This is a genomic window from Bacteroides sp. AM54-2NS (genome assembly GCF_003602935.1).
Classification (GTDB): Bacteria; Bacteroidota; Bacteroidia; order Bacteroidales; family Bacteroidaceae; genus Bacteroides; species Bacteroides xylanisolvens.
This window is the reverse complement of the sequence record NZ_QTMZ01000020.1, coordinates 21,043-42,789: the sequence shown is the minus strand read 5'-3', so window position 1 is coordinate 42,789 and position 21,747 is coordinate 21,043. Positions and strand designations below refer to the sequence as shown.

The 21,747-nt window shown below is 41.3% G+C and carries 14 protein-coding genes and 2 pseudogenes; 11 read left to right on the top strand and 5 right to left on the bottom strand.

Annotated elements, in window-relative coordinates; all coding sequences use genetic code 11:
* Positions 1-14 precede the first annotated feature (14 nt).
* The 8 genes and pseudogenes from DXA05_RS13760 (at position 15) to DXA05_RS13725 (ending at position 12,482) form a co-directional block, all read left to right on the top strand.
* Positions 15-389: a hypothetical protein gene (locus tag DXA05_RS13760; RefSeq protein ID WP_004305864.1), complete on the top strand. Its 375-nt coding sequence runs from the start codon at positions 15-17 to the stop codon at positions 387-389.
* 237 nt (positions 390-626) lie between these two features.
* Positions 627-1,157 (top strand): sigma-70 family RNA polymerase sigma factor, encoded by a 531-nt coding sequence (locus DXA05_RS13755; RefSeq protein ID WP_115484102.1) that lies wholly within the window; start codon positions 627-629, stop codon positions 1,155-1,157.
* A gap of 49 nt (positions 1,158-1,206) precedes the next feature.
* On the top strand, positions 1,207-4,455 hold the full coding sequence (locus DXA05_RS13750; RefSeq protein ID WP_128859275.1) for a TonB-dependent receptor: 3,249 nt from the start codon (positions 1,207-1,209) through the stop codon (positions 4,453-4,455).
* 33 nt (positions 4,456-4,488) lie between these two features.
* Positions 4,489-6,285, top strand: coding sequence for a RagB/SusD family nutrient uptake outer membrane protein (locus DXA05_RS13745; protein ID WP_128859274.1), 1,797 nt, complete (start codon positions 4,489-4,491; stop codon positions 6,283-6,285).
* A 36-nt stretch (positions 6,286-6,321) separates the two neighbouring features.
* The gene (locus DXA05_RS13740) at positions 6,322-7,515 is read left to right on the top strand and encodes a DUF5013 domain-containing protein (RefSeq protein WP_128859273.1); all 1,194 of its coding nucleotides are present in this window, start codon (positions 6,322-6,324) and stop codon (positions 7,513-7,515) included.
* Positions 7,516-7,564: 49 nt separating this feature from the next.
* Complete coding sequence (locus tag DXA05_RS13735) at positions 7,565-9,604, top strand: IPT/TIG domain-containing protein (protein ID WP_128859272.1); 2,040 nt, start codon at positions 7,565-7,567, stop codon at positions 9,602-9,604.
* A gap of 58 nt (positions 9,605-9,662) precedes the next feature.
* Positions 9,663-10,960: pseudogene (locus DXA05_RS13730) on the top strand (alginate lyase family protein).
* A gap of 115 nt (positions 10,961-11,075) precedes the next feature.
* Positions 11,076-12,482, top strand: coding sequence for a glycosyl hydrolase family 28 protein (locus DXA05_RS13725; protein ID WP_128859271.1), 1,407 nt, complete (start codon positions 11,076-11,078; stop codon positions 12,480-12,482).
* Positions 12,483-12,566: 84 nt separating this feature from the next.
* Here DXA05_RS13725 and DXA05_RS13720 read toward each other — a convergent pair whose 3' ends face one another.
* The 3 genes from DXA05_RS13720 to DXA05_RS13710 form a co-directional block, all read right to left on the bottom strand.
* Positions 12,567-13,412, bottom strand: coding sequence for a hypothetical protein (locus tag DXA05_RS13720; protein WP_008997763.1), 846 nt, complete (start codon positions 13,410-13,412; stop codon positions 12,567-12,569).
* A gap of 77 nt (positions 13,413-13,489) precedes the next feature.
* The gene (uxuA, locus tag DXA05_RS13715; RefSeq protein ID WP_004316041.1) at positions 13,490-14,677 is read right to left on the bottom strand and encodes a mannonate dehydratase; all 1,188 of its coding nucleotides are present in this window, start codon (positions 14,675-14,677) and stop codon (positions 13,490-13,492) included.
* A gap of 29 nt (positions 14,678-14,706) precedes the next feature.
* Positions 14,707-15,522: an SDR family oxidoreductase gene (locus DXA05_RS13710; RefSeq protein WP_128859270.1), complete on the bottom strand. Its 816-nt coding sequence runs from the start codon at positions 15,520-15,522 to the stop codon at positions 14,707-14,709.
* A 120-nt stretch (positions 15,523-15,642) separates the two neighbouring features.
* Between DXA05_RS13710 and DXA05_RS13705 the strand changes: the two genes are divergently transcribed.
* Together DXA05_RS13705 and DXA05_RS13700 are read left to right on the top strand one after the other, a co-directional pair.
* A complete protein-coding gene (locus tag DXA05_RS13705) occupies positions 15,643-16,524 on the top strand; it encodes an AraC family transcriptional regulator (protein WP_115484093.1) in 882 nt (293 codons plus the stop codon).
* Positions 16,525-16,592: 68 nt separating this feature from the next.
* A pseudogene (locus DXA05_RS13700) lies at positions 16,593-18,541 on the top strand (glycoside hydrolase family 97 catalytic domain-containing protein).
* Between the two features lie 217 nt (positions 18,542-18,758).
* Here DXA05_RS13700 and DXA05_RS13695 read toward each other — a convergent pair.
* Positions 18,759-19,142 carry a DUF3037 domain-containing protein gene (locus tag DXA05_RS13695; protein ID WP_004316036.1) on the bottom strand — a complete coding sequence of 128 codons (384 nt, stop codon included), beginning with the start codon at positions 19,140-19,142 and terminating at the stop codon, positions 18,759-18,761.
* The gene (locus DXA05_RS13690) at positions 19,120-19,902 is read right to left on the bottom strand and encodes a HipA family kinase (RefSeq protein ID WP_120067416.1); all 783 of its coding nucleotides are present in this window, start codon (positions 19,900-19,902) and stop codon (positions 19,120-19,122) included. The genes DXA05_RS13695 and DXA05_RS13690 overlap by 23 nt, the downstream gene beginning before the upstream one ends.
* A gap of 152 nt (positions 19,903-20,054) precedes the next feature.
* On the opposite strand from DXA05_RS13690, the gene DXA05_RS13685 reads away from it, so the two are divergent.
* Positions 20,055-21,680: a hypothetical protein gene (locus DXA05_RS13685; protein WP_120067450.1), complete on the top strand. Its 1,626-nt coding sequence runs from the start codon at positions 20,055-20,057 to the stop codon at positions 21,678-21,680.
* Positions 21,681-21,747: the final 67 nt, after the last annotated feature.

Below are 21,747 nucleotides of genomic sequence, written 5' to 3'. Positions count from 1 at the left end.
TAATATATGTTGATATGAAAGTATTAGTTTTAATTTCATTGGTAGGAGGTTTGATGTTATCCTCTTGCGGAGGTAGCAGTTCAAAAAATAATGCAAATGTTAAGGAGGTAAATCCTGCAGATACCATCTATTTGGGAGACTTACGTGAAAAATTTGCAAATGATAGTGTTTTCTTTAAAATAGTGGCACCGGATTTGATGTTGATGGATTATCAGTATCTTTGGGCCGTAACAGAATCGGAAGCAGTAGAGAAAGGACTGACAAAAGAATACTATAAACGTGTGAAGAAAGAAATCACCGATACGAATGAAGCGATCAAAAGAGGTGTGATGAAAGGTGCGAACGTAAAACGTATACCGGATTTCCAGGCATCACAGGAAAATAAATAATGAATCCTTCCGGATGAAAGCTTTCATCCATGCAAATATAAGAACAGGGGAGTCGTCAAATGTAACGACCTCCCCTTTTTTATTGGTGTGACGGTTAGATTTATCCCGATGAAATGGGAAGTTTTTGCAAAAATACACGCTTGTTACGATAGTTTTGTTATCTGTTACTTTTGTGATATTTGAATTTGAAACTTGTTCCTACTTTTGTATCATCGTTAAACGGATAAATTTAATGCCATGAATAAACAGCAGACTACATTTGACGACTTCTTCTCCGAATGCTACCTTAAATATAGGGAGTATATCAAAAATTATATCGCTATCCGCATTTGCCATCCGCACGAAGCGGAAGATCTGGCACAGGATGTCTTTGTCCGCTTATGGGAACACAGGGCATTCGTGAATAAAGACACTGTCTGGTCTTTGCTCTTCACCATCGCCCGCAATATCGTAACGGACAAGATACGTCGTTATTATAAGCAGGAAGATTTCGTCGCCTACGTATATAATAGGATGGAAGACACCAGTCGGAATACCACAGAAGATACCATTCATTTTCGTGAACTAAAGAAGATGCACGACCAGGTAATGGAAACTCTTCCTGTCAAACGCCGTCAGATTTATGAACTTAGTTTCAATCATGAACTCTCTTGTCCTGCCATTGCAGGAAAGCTGTCCTTATCTCCCCGTACAGTAGAATGTCAATTATTACTGGCTCGTAAAACGGTTCGTACTTATTTGAAAAATGAATTCTCCAAAGTCGGTTAGATACCAGATTCGGAAAAACACATATTAACTTTAACAATTTAATAGTATTATGGAAATTAAATCCAAATTCTTATGTTCAAAAGGAGTCGCATTGGCTTTCGCCATGCTGCTGGGTGGTTCGCCCGGTGTATTGCTCTATGCAAATGATTCTGTAGAAGAGAGTTTGATGGTAGCCCAGGCAGGGCGTACCATCAAAGGACTTGTTACGGACGCGAATGGTGAACCGCTGATTGGTTGTAATGTGGTGGTCGTAGGAAGCAATGCAGGGGTAATTACCGATATTGACGGTCGGTTCGCGCTGAATGTTCCTGCGGATGCAAAACAAATTAGAATTACTTATATCGGGTATGCAGATCAGATTGTCAATTTGAATGGGCGGTCAGATTTCAAGGTTGTGTTGAAAGAAGATAATAATGCATTGGACGAAGTGGTGGTAGTAGGTTATGGTACGCAGAAAAAAGCGACGTTGACAGGGGCGGTAGAACAAATTGGTAGCCAGGTATTGGAAAGTCGTGCCATTACCAATGTCGGTGCTGCTTTGCAAGGAGCTACTCCGGGATTGGTGGTCACTCGTTCTTCTTCACGTCCGGGTAATGAAGGATTAAATTTTCAGATTCGTGGTTTGACATCTGTCAATGGCGGTAGTCCGTTGATTATTGTGGATGGAGTACCCGTATTGAATTCAGAGTCATTTCAAAATCTAAATTCGGATGATATTGAGAATATTAGTGTATTGAAAGACGGTTCAGCTTCCATTTACGGTGCAAAAGCAGCTAATGGTGTTATATTGGTAACTACCAAAAAAGGTAAAGGCAAGACAACGGTAGATTATGGCTTCAATATGCGTTTCACTACCAATGGTATTATGGCTTTTTCTCCCAGTATGCAGGAATATGCCACCATGTGGTTGGAAGCCAATAAAGAAATGCCGGAACATGACTGGTGGGGCTGGGGAGAAGAAAACCTGAAAAAGATGGCTCAAGGCATTGAAGGAATTTACGAGTCGACTGTAGCCGATTGGGGTACAATGTTTGTGGGCAATGCCAATCGCTTGGATGAATTGTTTGCCCGTCGTTATTCTTATCAGCATAATTTGAGTGTAGCAGGTTCTACGGATAAATCTGATTACCGTATTTCTTTGGCTTATGCTGATAATCAAGCCAATTTGGCCACTGCCTATGACGGGCAGAAACAGTTGAACTTGCGTTTGAATTATGGAATCAAATTGACTGATTGGTTCAAATTGGAAACTTCGGCAAGTATGATTAAAACAAATACTGAAACACCGACACATGGTATCGACCGTACACTTTACGGAAATGATGCTCCGTTTTTTCCGGCTAAGAATCCCTATGGACAATGGTATGCCAACTTTGGTAATGTGGGCGACCGCAATGCGGCGGCAGCTACAACAGATGGAGGACGTGACGAGAGGGAAAAACTGACTACCCGTGTCGATTTCAAAGCATTGGTGGATATTTGGAAAGGAATCACTTTCGAGGGTACTGCTTCCTTTCAAAATGAGGAATACCGTAGAGAACGCTATTCGCTTCCGGTACAGTGTTACAATTGGTTCGGCGAGCAGACGGCGAAGTTAGTATATGAAACAACACAAACCCTTAGTACTCCGCAAGATGTGATGAACTTTAAAGATTCTCATCAGCCGGGATATTTGGTACAGGCAAATAATGCCCGGTATCAGTACTATTCAGGGTTATTGAAATATAAGCGTACATTTGCCGAAGTACATAATATAGATGCTATGTTCGGTATCAGTGCCGAGAAGTGGGTAAATAAAAAAGTCGTTACCGCCCGTGAGAAGTTTGAGGATGCCGGAATTTACGATTTGAATTTGGCTACGGGTACACAGGGTAACGGTGGAGGAAAGACTCATAATGGTACCTATTCATATATTGCCCGTTTGAATTATAACTATGCGGAAAAATATATGGTTGAATTGATGGGGCGTCGTGACGGAAATTCCAAGTTTGCTCCCGGTTATCGTTTTAAGAGCTTCGGTTCCGTTTCTTTGGGCTGGGCGTTCTCGGAAGAACAATTTGTAGAATTTTTAAAACCTGTTCTTTCTTTTGGTAAGTTGCGTTTAAGTTACGGTAGTTCGGGTAATGATGTCGGGCTGGGTGATTACGATTATGTGTCTACTGTCTCTCTTGGAACAGCCGGTTTTGGAACTATACCTGCTAATCAAGTATCTTCAGGTTTTGGCGGTTTAATTTCTTATGACCGTACTTGGGAGAAAGTTTCACAGAAAAACTTTGGTATCGATCTTAACTTTTTCGATAATCGTTTGAAAGCTACATTCGATTATTTTATAAAAGATAATACCGGTATGTTGGTAAATGTCACATATCCGGGTGTTTTAGGAGGTAAAGCTCCTAAAACGAATAGTGGTCATTTGAATGTAAAAGGTTGGGAGTTCACTATTGGATGGCGCGATCAGATTAAAGACTTTTCTTACTATGCCAACTTTAATATTGGTGATACAAAGAGTCTGTTGAAAGAGATGGAAGGAGCAGATTCTTATGGGGCTGGTTGGAATGCAGCCGTGAATGGGTATCCTTTGAATTCGTACTTCCTTTATCGTACAGATGGTTACTTTAAAGATCAGGCAGAAGTAGACCGCTATTATGCACTCTATGGAGAGGGTAAAGAAGATCTGACTGGTGTAGGAGCAGGAAGTGCAAGCCGGTTGCGTCCGGGTGATACCAAACGTTTGGATTTGAATGGTGATTATAAGATTTCCGGTGCAGGGAATGAAAATAGCGATTTGCAATATCTCGGTGACTCCAATCCACATTTTGTTTTCGGTTTCACACTGGGAGGATCATGGAAAGGTATTGATGTGAACGCAATGTTCCAAGGTGTCGGCAAGCAGTATGTTATCCGTAATGACTGGATGGCTTATCCTTTTCAAACACGTACTGCCAATCAGAACCCGACATATTTGGGAAAGACATGGACAGAGAGCAATCCGAATGCTGAATTCCCTCGCTTGACTACCAATGCGAATCTCGCACGCTGGAATTATCAGAATAACGACTTTATGATGCAGAATAACCGCTATATCCGTTTGAAAACATTAATAGTCGGCTACACATTGCCGCAGATATGGACGCGCAAGGTGAAACTGGAAAAAGTGCGTGTTTACTTCTCTGGTAATGATTTATGGGAAGCTACCAGTATTCGAGACGGTTTCGACCCGGAAATGGGAGCAGCCTCCAACAACAGTGGATACCCGTTTGCACGTACTTGGTCGTTCGGTCTGAACATCACTTTATAGTAGCTATGGAAAATTAAATACAGAATAGAAGATATGAAAAAGATAACGAACTATATATTAATTTGCACCTGCGCATTGGGATTTTCTTCATGCGTGAATACGTTCCTTGACTTGGAACCACTGGATGCCAAGACAGATGTGATTTATTTCAAAACTCCGGAGCATTTCCGTGAATATGCTAACGGGCTTTACGGGCAATTATTGGGATGGCAGTCTTCCTATGGAAGTATATTCGATCACATGGATGCGGCATCCGATCTTTCTACTTGTTTCAGATATTCGTATGGTGTGGGGACCGGTGTGATGGGAGTTCCTAATGACGATAGCCGTTGGGGTAATTGCTATGGTAATATTCGTGCCACTAATCACATGTTTGAAAGAGCAGTTTCTTCCTATACAGGTAATTTAGCGGATATTAAAAAAGAATTAGCCGAAGGTCATTTTTTCCGTGCCTATAACTATTTTTACTTATTGAAGTTTTTTGGTGGAGTGCCTGTCGTTACGAAAGTTCTCGACGTGACTTCACCGGAGTTATATGGAAAACGTAACAGCCGTTATGAGGTTGTCAACTTGATTCTTTCCGATTTGGATGAGGCTATTGCAGGGTTGCCGTTGGAACAGAATATAACCTCTGCCGACAAAGGTAAAATCAGCAAACAGGCTGCACAGGCATTTAAGGCTCGCGTGTTACTTTATGAAGCTACCTGGCGTAAGTACAATGGCACTTCTACTGATTTTGAAGGTTCTGCCGGTCCGGCTTCCGATCAGGTAAATGCTTTTCTGGAAGAATCCGTTCAATTATCCGAAACAGTGATGGGAGATGCTGCTTATTCCCTTTGGAATTATAACAATGTTGCAGCTATGAGAAATATGAGCAATCGTTACCTGTTTAATATTGAAGAAGAAGCCAGTAATCCTGCCGGTGCCGGAAGAGCGACGAACAAGGAATTTATCATCGCTTCTGTATATAGTCAGGAAACGCGTAAAGGACAGGTAGATTTGAATCAGGTGATTTATACGGATATGCGTCCCAGCCGGAAATTGATTGATATGTTTTTATGCACTGACGGGCTTCCGATCAGCATGTCTGATAAGTTCCAGGGATATAAAAATCCGGGGGACGAATTTCAGAATCGGGATTTCCGTTTGACTTCTTATATAGGTTCATATGCTACGAGCCTGACAGTTGAGAACTGTGGGTATGGTGTTTCCAAGTTTGCTATTACCGATATTCAACGCCAAAGTAAAGATGAATCGGCCAATTATCCGGTACTTCGGTTGGCAGAAGTATACTTGAACTATGCCGAAGCTGTGATGGAACGCTATGGTGAAATATCAGATGACCAGTTGAATAAGTCGATAAATAAAATCCGTGCCCGTGCGGGAATTGCTAACCTAACAAATGCATTGGCAAAGCGAATTCAGGAAGGAGTGCCGGCAAATGCGAGTAAGACAGTCAATCAGGTAATGTTGGATGAGATCCGCCGTGAACGTGCTTTGGAACTCTATATGGAAGGTTTCCGTTGTGACGATCTGAAACGTTGGGGTATTGCGGAGAAGAATTTGAATGAGTCTCGTTGCGGTGCGGTAGTAGGTAATGCCAGCTATCCGACGGCATTTATAGACGAAAACGGGAATGCTACCAGTGCTTTCAATCCGGCTATCTTTACGAAGGGGACGGAAGAAGTGGAAACAGGTAAAGGCAAATTACCTTGTGTAGTACTCCTCAAATCATCCGACTGCGCATTTACTAAGGGAGATTATTTGTGGGCGATTCCAAGAAATCAAATCAACCTGAATTCAAATCTGGTACAAAATCCAGGATATTAATCATTCAATCGTTTAACGTATAATACCATAGGTTATATGAAGTTTTTATTCAAATATACATTTCACTTGGCAATACTTGCTTGTGTTTCCGCACTTTTCTCCGGTTGTGAGCAAGACCCCAAGTATAGAGTTTATGATTATCCTGTACCAGTAGTGGAGAGCATTTATCCTACGGACGGATATGTCACTACACAGGTAGTTATTATGGGAACCAATTTTGGTGACCGTGCTGAAGCAGTGAAAGTTTTCTTCGGTGAAGCCCAATCCAATAAAGTACTCGATTGCAAAAATAACCGTTTGGTAGTGGAAGTGCCGGAAACTGCAGTAACAGGCAATCTGTCTTTACAGATTTATAATAAAAAGGTGGAGAATATCGGTCATTATACAGTACTGCCTACGCCACGTGTCATTACAGTGACTTCTGATAGTGAAGACGGTGAAGGGGTAGCCGATACGGGAGACAAGGTCACTATAACAGGTGAAAACTTTGGTACGGATCCATCCGATATTTCTGTTAGTTTCAATGGAACGCCGGCCGAATTTGAGCTGGTGGATGAGTCTACTATTGTTGCGACAACTCCTGCTGATTATCAGACAGGTAGTGTGACTGTGACTATTCACGGATATACAATGACAGGTGGTGCAATGTTCAATCCTAACTCGAAGGGTGATGTGACAGTGCTTTATCTTCAAAACTATAAGCAGCCGTTTGCCAAGGCAAATGATGAAAGTTGGAAGAACGGTGAATGGTGGACTCCGGCAGTGTGGAATCAAAATGCAGCATCGTTCAATGCAAAAGGCAATACGACTGTTTCCGGAATGCAATATAAATCAGAAGAAGGCTTAACGTTAGCATTCCAGAATGGATGGGATAAAGAAGCTTATACGAATGGGAAAATGTGGCAGGTTGCTACGCTCCGTCCTGGTAAATACAGACTGGAAGTCACTTATGCATATACATTGGTAGTTACTGATGCGGGGAACTTTATTTCCGTATTGATAGCCAAAGGAGATAGTGAAAGTGATATACCGAATGTCGCTGATCTTGAGCAATTAAATGGAGTTTATGTGGCCTATGATAAAATGGGAACAGCGAATGATTCGGGTACGTTGGTTACACCTTCATTTGAAGTAACGGAGACAACGGACGTTGTTATTGGATTCCTGACTTCACTGGCAAAGGGTAATTCATACTTTAAGGTGACAGAATTGAAATTGATTCTTGAATAATGTGGAAAAAGAAAAAAGAGTAATTCATCGTGATAATATAATTAAGATTATGAAGAAAATATATAGCTATCTGTTTCCCGTTTTTCTCTCGTTTTTCGCATTAGCTGCTTGTGACGAGGACAATGAAGAAATTGTTCCAATGAGTTACACTGATCCTGTGGCGACCGTAACAAAGATAGAACCCGTCGAAGGATATGTTGGGAATGAATTTACCATTAATGGTGATGATTTTGGAATCAGAACTGAAGATGTAAAAGTGTTTATCGGTTCCCAGGAGGCAGTAGTAGTCTCCTGTGCCGATGATGCTATCCTTGCGAAAGTGCCGGAATCGGCAACAAACGGAAAGATAACCGTTGAGGTTTTCGGGCAACGTGTGGAGACTGATCTAGTTTATCGTGTACTTGGTAAGCCGGGTGTCAGCGTAGTGAAACCTTCTTATGGTTTTCCGGGTGCCAGTATTGTTTTCGAAGGACAAGAATTTGTTTCTTCTAAAACACTGTATACTTTGACTTTCGGGACTTCTACAGACAAGGCAGAGATTGTGGGTACACCTACTGATACCGAATTTACGGCCAAAATTCCCGAGACAGCTGTCAGTGGAGTTATGACACTTATTATGGCAGAACAAACGATTGATTTGACTTCTTATCCTTTCACTGTGTTGAAGCATGCAACGCTTGATATTCCTAAGGAAGACGAACCGGTTCCATCAGGTTTTGCTGGCAGTAAATTTGCAATAACAGGAACCAATCTTGTGCAAGAATTGCTGGATAAGTCTGTTGAAGGGTTGGAGCCTTTGAAAGTAATTTTCTCTAAAGCTGGCGGAGAACCTGTAGAAGCTGTAATAGATACAGATAATTTGATGGATAAGAGTATTCCACTCACTGTACCTGCTTCGTTGGAAGCCGGAGATTATACAATTACTGTCATTACTCCGTTTGAAACTATCGGGACACAGTTGAAATATACGGTATTACCGATGCCGACAGTAACAAGCATTTCAACGAAAGCCGGATATATTAATGCGGAAGTAACGATCATTGGTCAGAACTTTGGTACGAAAGCTGAAAATATTCAGGTCTTTTTCGGAGAAACAGTTTGTGATAAAGTGACACTGAATGATAAAGGTAATATCGTAGTGAATGTTCCCAAAGGAGTTTCATCTGAAGCTCCGGTGAAGATTAAACTGATAATTCAGGGTAAGGAAATAGAGATGGGCGAATCGGGCACATTTGAGGTTTGGGAAACTCCAGAAATCACTTCTGTTGAAACACCGTATATTTATCCTTATGGTACATTAGTAAAAGCCGGACAGGAAATAACATTTACAGGAAAGGGTTTTGGAACGGATAAGAATTCTGTTACAGTTACTTTTGAGGGAATATCCGTACCCGTTACGGTTAAAGAGATTACTACGACTTCTATTACTGTAACGGTTCCGCAGGGTTTCAATGGTGGAAAAGTAACAATGGTGTTTGAAGGTATTGCACAACCCGTAGAGAGTGATATGTTACAACCTCTGCCGGTGGATGGAGATATTTCTCAATATGTACTCATGAACTATAAACAGCCTTTTGAATATGTAAAAGAAGGTGGGGATAAAGGATTCCATAAAAAAGGAGAGTGGGCAAAAGCTGCTTATTGGATAGTTCAGAACTCTAACTTGACTGCTGGTGAAGGAGGTGCTGCTGTTGATTTGGCATTTAAAACGAAATATGGTGATGGAAGTGATGCAGGTTTGGCTTTACAAACAGATTGGGGATTTGACAATCCTAAAAATGATGGTAAGGTATATCAGACTTCTCATCTTCAAAAAGGAAAATATAAGTTGACGGCACACGTTTATGAATATGACGGCAGAGGTTTTACCGGTTATGTTGCGGTTTGTAAAGGTAACGAGATGGCAAATACGAGTGATATACCAAGTAAGAGTCTGGCAAACGCTTCTATTTCACGTACGGGTGATGTAGTAGTTGATATTTCTGTTGAAGAGCCTACCGATGTTGTCATTGGTTTTGTATGTACGATTACAGTAAAACAAGGACGGGCTAAGATAGATAATTTCAAATTAGAGTTAGTAGAGCAATAAACTATAATTGGGTGCACCGTAATCAATGGTAGATACGGTGTACCATTAAACCAAAAATATGATGAAAAAGATATATTATATAACCGCAGTATTTGCTACCCTGTTTTTAGTAGGATGTGGGGACGGCATTGACCTTCCGGGTGTCAATGTGGAAACTGATTTGAATAAAATTCCTCTTCCTGATAATAACGTAAATTTGGAACAGGTTGAACTTAAGCCGTCAACGGAACCCATGCTGCATGAAGGGTTGCATACAGAGGAAGACTTTCAGCGTATCCGGGATAAAAAAGCTGCCGGAGAAGAGCCTTGGGTTAGCGCTTATCAATTATTAGTAGAAAGTCAGTTTTCGCAGAAGACGGCAGATACTTATCCTACGGAATGGATTAAACGTGGAGTTTCCGGTGATGAAAATTATATGAATGCAGCCAGAGGGGCCACTATTGCATATCAGCAGGCGCTTCGTTGGAAGATTGAACAAGATGATGAATATGCAGCAAAAGCGGTGGAGAATCTGAATAAGTGGGTACAGACTTGTGTAGGTGTAACAGGTAATACGAATTTATCGCTTGCTGCAGGACTTTATGGTTATGAATTTGCTATTGCCGGTGAATTATTAAGGGATTATGAAGGATGGGATCGTGCGGACTTCGCAGCATTCCAGAATTGGTTGCTTAAAGTGTTCTATCCTGCTAATGATGATTTTTTGAAACGTCATCACGATACCAATCCGTTACACTATTGGGCTAACTGGTGTCTTTGTAATATTGCAGCTAAAATGGCTATCGGCATTGTAACCGATCGTCGTGATATTTATAATGAAGGTATCGGCCATTTGCAGACAGGTGATACAAACGGACGTTTACGTCGTGCTATCTATCACGATTATGCACCGGACTATAACTTTGCTCAATGGCAGGAAAGTGGACGTGACCAAGGACACACGTTGATGTGTGTCGGATTGATGGGAATTATTTGTCAGTTGGCATGGAGTCAGGGAGACGATTTCTTTGCTTATGATGACAATCTGTTCATGCGGGCTTGTGAATATGCTGCTTGTTGTAATTACACTAATGAGACTGTACCATATACTACTTATATATGGCAAAAACAGAGTCAATGGGGATATCCGATTCCGGAAGAGCAAACAACACTTGGTGGCGGTAAATGGATCAAACGTGCAATATGGCGTTGCCTTACTATCATTACAAAGGGGTAAAAGACATCTCGGATGATAATCTCAAATATACTAAGATAGCTACGGAATATGTAGGAATAGAAGGAGGAGGTGGGTATTATGACGCTAACTCCGGTGGCTATGACGTACTTGGGCTCGGTACGCTGATGTATGCAAGATAAAATGAATAAAATGTGTTAGACTTCGCCACAGATTCGGATATGCCAGTGTGGATGGATTATTTGTTTCAATCTGTGGTGAATTCCAGGACATTAACGGTATTAGTAAAAACTTGAAATGAATAAACTAATAAGAATAGCGCTCACATTTTTACTTGTAATGACCACAGGAGTCATACAAGCAGAAATAGTCATCTATCCGGTACCTCAAGGCATCTATTATGCCCGTCACAATGATGACTATACGGTAAAAGTACGGCAAGTGGGAGAAAAAGACTGGGTAGACCTTTATGAGTATAACGTAAAGGTGGATATGGATACGAAGTCCGATGCCACGATGGTTCAGTTCGACTTTTCAGGGAAAGTGGAAGTATTGGTACAAAAGAACAATGGGGAGATCCGTTCGGCAGTGGTGCGTCCTTTATCCAAAGGTATCCAACCGGAGATTGATGGTAACTTTTTATTGTTTACGATAGATAAACCACAAAAGTTGTCGGTCGAGTTTAATGGAGATCGCCTGAATAATTTGCATGTATTTGCCAATCCTATCATCAAAAATGTGCCGGATAAGAATGATCCGAACGTGATTTATTTTGAAGCTGGAATACATGAACCGACTGATACGGCTGGAAAATGCTTCCGTATTCCCAGTAATACGACGGTTTATTTAGAAGGTGGTGCCGTTTTGAAAGGTTGTCTCACTTGCGACAGTGTAGAGAATGTGAAAATATTGGGACATGGCATGTTGCTTGAACCGCAACAGGGAATTTCGGTTACCTACTCCCGGAATGTACTGATTGATGGAGTTACGGTGGTAAATCCACGGCATTATACTGTCTCTGGGGGACAATCTACCGGAATTACTATCAAAAATCTGAAATCATTCAGCTATCAGGGTTGGAGTGATGGGCTGGATTTTATGTCCTGCTCGGATGTGATGATTGATGATGTGTTTCTTCGTAATTCGGATGATTGTATAGCTCTTTATACGCATCGTTGGAATTATTATGGCGACTGTCGCAATATTCATGTACTTAATTCTACTCTATGGGCAGATATTGCGCATCCTATCAATATCGGTACACATGGAAATACGGAAACGGGAGATGAAGTTTTGGAAGATATAGTATTCAGGAATATTGATATATTGGAGCATGATGAGGATGATCGTGATTACCAAGGCTGTATGACTATCAATGTAGGGGATCACAACCTAGCACAAAACATTACTTTTGAGGACATTCGTGTGGAACATATTCAGGAAGGACAGTTATTTCATCTTCGGGTGATGTATAACCAAAAATACAATACAGCTCCCGGCAGAGGTGTCAAGAACATAACATTCCGTAATATTTCATGTACCGGGAAATATATCAATTCTTCTTTAATAGAAGGTTATGATAAAAATAGGAAGATTGAGAATATTTTGTTCGAAAACATTGTGTTGAACGGTAGGCGGATCACTTCTTTGGAAGAATTGAATATAGATAAAAAAGATTTTGTAGAGAAGATACGGATAAAGTAGCTAATAACTAAAAGATGAAAGATGCGACAAAAAACAGTTTTTCGTGCTTTTTGCCGCATCTATTTTATAGAAAGAGGAATAAACTTATCGTAAAGGAGTGAATGAACCTATATAAATGCGTTCTATTTTCAGGGAGGTGGCATTTATTCCGAATAGGTCGGTCACATCTGATTTATAATCTTCAGTCACATCTTCCACTAACCAATAAGGAATCGGGCCAAGGTCTCGTGTGGTGATACTCTTTGAAGTATCGGGACGTTCGGGAAGTTTAAATTTGCAGTCATACTCTTTACCATTGATTGTAATTTGGAATGTAGTGCCTGACTCTGATGTGGAGCGGGAGAAGCTTCCTTCTATTTTCGGAGCATTATCTTTACTAGTAACAATTGTCACTTTACCACTACTTTTTTGGTCATAAGAGAAAGCTATTCCTCCTGTAGCTTGTATACCCGCTTCATCCTTTATCTTTTTTATGACCGCTTCTAGTTTTTCTTTTTGTTGTTCATCCAACAGACTTTCATCTATTCCTGTGATTCTTGCTTCCACAGAATTCACTGAAAAAGATTGTTTGCCGTTGACGACCTTTAGCCCTATTTTTATGATTCTCCCATCAGCGTCTTTTACCATCAATGACGTGCTGCCCAGTTTTATAGAGCTGATTTGAATATCATTGTTTTCGTCTATATAAGCTGTTGCTATTTGCCCATCGGCTATTTCAGCAGTATAGGGAGCTATGCCACCCTTAATTCCCAACTTTGTACCTCCTGTAATTGGTAAACTGGTTTCACTAATGGGAGGTTCCGGGTCGAGCATCACTTCCCAATATTCATATAGGTAAAAAACGTCAGCTTCGTCGCTGCATGAATAAAATACGGGAAGGGAGCATAATAGAATAAATAGTAGACAGAGCTTCGTCATTTTTGCTTTCATAATATTCTTCTTTTTTATTTCTTCACAAAAGTAAAGCTCCTTTCCTGTATTTCAAAGTATATTGATGAAAAATAAGATTAAAACTCTATCTTATGTTGTTTCTCATCATCCACCACAGTCATCATTCCTTCTACTTGTGCTAAAGCCAGCATACGTCCGTGGAAAGAATAACCGGCATTGTAGCCTTTATCCTCATCTCCGAGCATCATTCGTCCATGATCTACGCGCATGGGAAGTCCCGGATTCTCATTTTCAAAAATACGAATGAGATCAATCAGATGTCCTCTTCCTGATAGATGAGAACTTTCGATGAAGTTTCCACCCGGCATGGCCTCTGTACTGCGTAGATGAACGAAATGGGTTCTTCCTGCAAACTTCTTTGCCAATTCACGAGTATCATTATGTGCGCCTGCGCTAAGAGAACCTGCACAGAAAGTCAGCCCATTATGCGGATTGTCTACGGCATTCAGAAACCAGGCTATATCTTCTTCATTGGTGACAATACGGGGTAGGCCGAGAACCTGGAATGGAGGATCATCCGGGTGTACGCACATATTGATACCATATTCATCGCATACAGGCATAATTGCTGAAAGGAAGTAACACATATTCTCTCGTAAAGCATCCCGGTCTATGTCTTTATATAAACCTAACAGACGTTTGAATATAGCAACCGGGTTTTTATCTCCTTCTTTGATATTACCGTTCACAAATCCTTGTGTCTTGACGATAATAGTATCAATCAAATTGTCCTTTTCGGTATCTGTAATCACTTTGTCCAGTTCGGCAACTTTATGCAGTTCTTCTTCTGTATAGTCTTTTTCAGCTCCTTCACGTTCCAGTATTTTGATGTCGAAGTAAGCGAAACGAATACGGTCGTAGTAAAGCGAACTGGTACCGTCCGGCCAAGGGTACTGTAAATCCGTACGTATCCAGTCGATTACCGGCATGAAGTTGTAACAGACTGTTTTCACTCCGCATTTACCCAGGTTGGCAAGACTTACTTTATAATTTTCGATCAACTGTTCACGTTCCGTACCCGCATACTTGATTGCCTCACAAACCGGAAGGCTTTCCACGACCGACCAGCGCAACCCATACGATTCAATATACGATTTTAAATCGTTGATGGCTTCTACTGTCCAAATCTCTCCGTTTGGTACCTCGTGTAATGCAGTGACGATTCCTTCAACACCTATCTGACGGAGCATTGGCAAGGTGATTTTATCTTTCTTGCCGAACCATCTCCATGTTTTTTCCATCATAACGTTTGAATAAATTAAAAGATTAAATATTAAACGCCGCTGAATGCACTGAAACCACCATCGATAGGCAACATAGCTCCCGTTACGAAACTAGCGGCTTCACTGCACAGGAATTGTACAGCACCGTTCAATTCTTTGATATCGCCGAAACGATTCATCGGAGTTTTGGCTAATACCTTTTTACTTCTGTCGGTCAATGAACCATCCGGGTTGATAAGTACACGACGGTTTTGGTCACCGATAAAGAATCCCGGAGCGATAGCATTTACACGGATACCATCACCGTATTTCAGTGCCATTTCGCTTGCCAGCCATTGGGTGAAGTTGGCTACTGCCGTTTTAGCGGCCGAGTAACCCGGTACACGGGTGATAGCACTATAAGCAGCCATAGAAGATACATTGATGATGCATCCTTTCTTCTGTTTTGCCATTACCTTACCGAATATCATAGACGGATAAACTGTACCGTTCATATTCAGGTTAGTCACTTTTTCCCAGCAAGAGATGTCCATATCATAGAAGTGCTGAGCCGGTTCGAGAGTGGCTCCCGGCATATTTCCACCGGCGATGTTCAATAGAATATCGATCTGTCCCCATTTGGCAACGACTTCTTCGGCTACTTTCTCCAGGCTGGCGATGTCAAGTACATTACCGATGATGCCGATTACATCGTTACCGTATTGCTTAAGTTCAGCCACACGGTTGTCCAGTTGCTCCTGACGAATGTCAATAGCTACAACTTTTGCTCCCTGCTGTACAAAGTGTTGGGCAATATTTCCGCCCAGTACACCACCTGCTCCAGTAATAACAGCAACTTTACCGGCAATACTAAATAATTCGTTCATGGTTTCTATCAAATGTTTTTATGAATGGATGCAAAAATAGCGGTTTTTTATACATGCTATGATGCGTATTTTTGCAAGATATTTACCTATCTTTGCAAAAGCAGTTTAGAAAGGAGATTTATGAAGAAGATAATGAATGAGAAGTTGACTATTACGACTTCCAATCCCGTCCGTGCCCGCTTTTATGAATATCCACGTTTCACGTATCCGTGGCATTTTCATAGTGAGTATGAAATTATTTATGTGGAGAAGGGAGAGGGGGATTGTCTGGTGGGTGACAGCATTATCTCCTATTCAAAAGGTGATTTGATTCTTTTCGGTTCCGAACTGCCTCATAGTATGCAAAGTCCACCGGACGGCGGGGAAGAATCTGATAACGAAGAAAAATCCGAACCGAAAGTAAGAGGAGTCAATATTCAGTTTGAGAAAGATTTTATGCATTATTCAATTTCTCAATACTCCCAGTTTATTCCTATCAGGAATTTATTGGAGGATGCTTGCAGAGGAATTAAATTCACAATTACCCGTTCGGGGAAAATCATTAAGTTATTGGAACAAATTCCTTCTGCCAAAGGAGCAGATCAAATCATCCTGTTGCTTTCACTTCTACAGATGATGGCTACCAGTAATCATAAGAAATATCTGACTACTTCTCATTATACTCCGTCCCCTTCTATTATGCGTAATGAAAGAATGGAAAAGGTGATTGCCTATTTGAATAAACATTATACCGAGTCTATCGGTCTGGATGAAATTGCTTCTTATACAGCGATGAACCCTGCTGCTTTCTGCCGATACTTTAAAGAAAACACAGGAAAGACATTTAAAGAGTATGTACTTGATATGCGTATCGGATATGCTTGTAAACTATTGAATAGTAGTATGATGAATATATCTCAAATCAGTGCTACTTGCGGATTTGAATCACCTGTACATTTTAACCGTATCTTTAAAAGGGTGACAGGAATGACACCGACTTTATATAGGGAACAGATGGAATAAGCTTTTCAGGCAATAAACATTTGAGTATAATTTCTTTCTCGTTCGTATATAATAGAAAAGGAATAAACATGAACGTAAATAGAATGAAGAAAAGAATTTTGCTTTTGTTGTTGGTGATACCGGCATTGGTAAAAGCGCAAGATGTGATGACAGAAACCCGTCAGGAACTGACGTCTCCTGATGGAGCTTATCGTTTTACCTTTTATCAACGTGCGGTGGGAGAGGATAATGCACAAATGTATTATACCTTGACTTATAAGAATCGTCCGGTGATTGAAGAAAGTAAACTGGGTGTTCTGATTGAAAATCAGTTATTTGAATTGGCGTTGGGTATACCGAATGATACTTGTCATTTTTGGTGTGAGAATCTGAAGTTGACAGAGACTGAACATCAAAAGACGGACGAGAGATGGAAGCCTGTATATGGCGAACGTGCGGAAGTACGTGATTGCTACAATGAGATGACTTTGAAACTCAAGAAGGGAGAAGGAAATGGCAATCAGGACGGTGGTTATGATAAGCGTAAGAATTACTTTATGAATATCATAGTTCGCGCCTATAATGAAGGAGTTGCTTTCCGCTATCATTTCCGGAAATGACAAACGGGCTTTTCTTGCATATCGTCGGTGAGCAGACTAGCTTCACAATGCCTAAAGGAACGATGGCGTATTATGAACGTTGGGCGCAAGGACCTTATGAACTTCGTCCGTTGGAAGGATGGGGCAAAGAGGAGAGTGAGCGTCCTTTGACTTTGAAACTGCCTGATGGATTATCTGTAGCTTTGTTGGAAGCGGAAATGGTGGATTATGTTCGTGGTAAATTCCGTTTATCGGCAGAGAAACCTTCCACTTTGGAGACAAGCCTGTATAGTAGTGCCGATATTATTTCTCCTTACAGTACTCCGTGGCGTGTAATCATGGTTGGCGAACGTCCGGTCGATTTAATTAATAACAATGATATTGTCTTGAATCTGAATCCGGCTTGCAAACTGGCTGATACTTCTTGGATTAAACCCGGGAAAGTATTCCGTTCGGGCGACTTGAAACAAGATAGAGTAAAAGCAGCCATTGACTTTGCGGCAGAACGTGGTATTCAGTATGTGCATATGGATGCAGGCTGGTACGGACCAGAGATGAAAATGAGTTCGGACGCTACTACTGTTTCTCCTGATAAAGACCTTGATATACCCGCTTTGTGTAAATATGCCGAATCGAAAGGAATCGGACTTATGGTGTATGTCAATCAGCGTGCATTAGTGCAGCAGTTGGATACTCTGTTGCCTTTGTATAAAAAATGGGGATTGAAAGGTATCAAGTTCGGTTTTGTACAGATAGGTAATCAGCGTTGGAGTACTTGGCTGCATGATGCAGTTCGTAAATGTGGAGAATATGGTCTGATGGTAGATATTCATGACGAATATCGTCCGACAGGTTTCAGCCGTACTTATCCTAACCTGATGACGCAGGAAGGTATTCGTGGAAATGAAGAAATGCCGGATGCCACACACAATACGACTCTCCCTTTTACCCGCTATCTGGCAGGTGCAGGAGACTATACGCTTTGTTATTTCAATAACCGGGTGAAGAATACGAAAGCACATCAGTTGGCGATGGCAGCTGTGTATTACAGTCCTTTGCAATTTATGTTTTGGTATGACAGACCGGAATTCTACCAGGGAGAAGAAGAACTGGAATTTTGGAAAGCAATTCCGAGTGTATGGGATGACAGCCGCGCGTTAGATGGGGAGATTGGTGAATATATCGTTCAGGCACGTCGTTCGGGGAATGACTGGTTTGTAGGAGCAATGACGAATACGGAAGCCCGCACAATTACATTGACTACGGATTTTCTGGAATCAGGTAAGAAGTATATGCTTCACCTGTACGAAGATGATGACAAGCTGAATACACGAACGAAAGTACGCAGTACTCATAAGAAGATAGAAGCCGGAGATAAGCTTGTTTTGAAGCTAAAAGCAAGTGGCGGAGCCGCATTGCATTTCACTCCGCTTAAGTAGGCAAGTTTATGTTTCTTTTTAGGCACGGATAACGCAGATTACACTGTTGCTTTATGCAACCATCATTTCTAAAACCGTGAAATCCGTGTAATCCGTGCCTGAAAAATATAGTGAGGTATTATTTGCTATAATTAATCAACCACTTCACCATTTCCGGGTCGTAATGAGAGAAGAGGAGAGTTTTCTCATTCATTGAGTGGAAAGGTTATTCAAGGAATTAAAGAACTAATTCCTTGAACAACCTTTCTAAAGTATTATCTAAATCTGTAGAGAATCCCGGATGAGGACGGGATACTTGAATACAGGAGCTTTTTACCGCAGTCAGCCACCGGAAGCGGTCCGGAATGTCCATATTGGCAATAACTCCTCCTTCTTTATTTCCCTGACAAATCTTGTCGAAGACTTTCAGCCCTTCTATCAGACAGTTGATGTCCAATTCGGAAGAAAACAGTTTCAGTTTGTTTTCATCTATTGTATAAAGAGACTTTAGATATTTGCACCGTTTGGAAAACAGTACAATACCTACATTAATAAATTCCTCACGTTCTACTTTAGGAACGAAACGGATAACTGCGTATTCATATAAGTGCCTTTCTTGCATTTTGCGCTTCATTTACAAATATTTCGGAATGCTTGATCCTTTCTTCTAAAAATTGAATATAAACATCTCTCAAGTCTTGCGGAGTTTTCTGTCCTTCCGTCCAGTTCAGCCAGTCGTCAGGGACGGCATTGACTATCTCTCGTATCTTGTCATCGGTAAGTAGTTGTTTGAATGTTGCGTCTACTTCTTCCAGCTGATCGGCAAACGGCAATAGTACATGATCTTTTATTTGTACGAACGGACTAAGTGCGTGTTTCTGCCAATTCGTCCACGAATGATGGAAATAAAGGGAAGCTCCATGATCGATTAACCACAATTCTTTATGCCACATCAGCATATTCGTATTCTTGATTGTACGGTCTACATTGGTCAATAACGCATCCAGCCATACAATTTGCGAAGCAGTTTTACCGTCCACCTTATGCACAACAGGGTCGAACGTCAATGAACCGGACAGGAAATGCAGACCCATGTTCAACCCACGGCTCCATTGCAGTAAATCCTGTATTTCTTCATCCGCTTCTGTCCGCCCGAAAGCCTCATCCAGATTCAAAAATATAATCTCCGGAACTCTGAATCCCAGTGTACGGGCTATTTCTCCCCCTATCAATTCGGCAATAAGGGCTTTAGTCCCATGTCCTGCTCCTCTGAATTTTACGACATATTTAAATTCATCATCCGCTTCAGCCAAAGCCGGCAATGACCCTCCTTCCCGCAAGGGAAGAATATATCTTGTTACATTTGCTGTACGTAAATCCATATCACTCCTTTCTTAAATTGAGAATAAAGATACAACGTTTTTATGGAATAGTCAGTGAAAGGCTTCCTATAATAATAGTTTTTTGTATTTTTCGGTTGAGTATACTTTCTTCCTGCTACGTATTATATAAAACAATGATAAATGAATTAAACATGAAACTACTTCGATTTTTGGTGTTTGGAATAATGTCCGTTATTCTGTTACCCAGCAATATGGCAGCCGAATGGCAGTGGTCTGTACAGCTGCCAGGTATTATTTCCAACGAAACGAACGATCATCCGCAAGCATTCTTGTGGATACCTTCCGATTGTACTCAAGTGAAAGCTGTGATAATAGGCAATCATAATATGACAGAGGAGACTTTGTTTGAAAATTCTCTATTTCGTGAAAGATTATCAGAAACGGGTATAGCACTGATATGGATTACCCCTGGATGGGATCAAAGATGGGATATAACTACCGGATGTCAGGAAGCCTTTGAAAAGATGATGGAGGATTTTGCGAATGTCAGCGGCTATAGTGAATTGAAATATGCGCCTATTGTCCCTTTAGGACATTCGGCAATGGCTACCTATCCGTGGAACTTCGCAGCATGGAATCCCGACCGCACATTAGCCATTATCTCTTTACATGGAGATGCGCCGCGCACTAACCTTACCGGATATGGTCGTGACAATATGGAGTGGGGGAAACGTACGATTGACGGCATCCCTGGATTGATGATTGAAGGCGAATACGAATGGTGGGAAGACCGTGTAAATCCGGCTTTGGCATTCCGTATGATGTATCCTAAAAGTTGCGTCTCTTTCCTTTGCGACACAGGACGAGGACATTTCGATATAGCCGACCGCACCGCTGGTTATATTGCGTTGTTCTTAAAGAAAGCACTGGAATATCGTATGCCCGCAACGTATGATTTGGATAAGCCTGTGGAATTGAAGAAGCTGAATCCGCAGAATGGCTGGCTTGCCGAAAGGTGGCATCCGAATCAGAAGAAACGTGCAAAAGCTGCTCCTTATAAAGAGTATAAAGGAGACTCGCACGATGCATTCTGGTATTTCGATAAGGAAATGGCTGAAATGACGGAAGAACGCTATCGCCGGGAAAGAGGGAAGAAACCACAATACTTAGGTTTCGTACAAAAGGGGCAATTACTCACATATAATCCCAAATCCCATGTGAAAGTTGCCGCCCGTTTCCTGCCGGAAAAAGACGGATTGACTTTTCATCTGAAAGCTGTATATACGGATAGCTTGCATACTGCAATTTCTGACGAACATTCGCTCACTTCTCCTGAAATAACCCGTATCTGTGGCCCGGTTCAGAAAGTGAACGACACAACCTTTACTGTCCGTTTCTACCGTATGGGGATGTACAATAAGCGTCGTACGGGAGATATTTGCCTTCTAGCCGGTAATGACGGTGACAAGCACTATAAAAGCACAGTTCAGGAACTTAGTTTCCGGATTCCCTATCGCAATACGGAAGGTAAACGCCAGCATATTCTTTTTCCGGGCCTTGACGATGTGAAGAAAGGCACGGAAACTATCTCTTTACATGCAACTTCCGATTGCGGGCTACCCGTATATTACTACGTGAAAGAAGGACCGGCAGAAATAGAGGGAAACAAGTTGGTATTTACTCGAATTCCCCCACGCAGTAAGTTCCCGTTGAAAGTGACTGTGGTGGCATGGCAATATGGATTGGCAGGAGAAGTACAGACTGCCGAACCGGTAGAACGGAGTTTTTTCATTTATCAATCGGCAATTGATAAATGAAAGATTATGGAACTATAAGTTGGAATTCGTATTTTTGCATTGAGTGTTAGGCTGAACTTATTCGTAT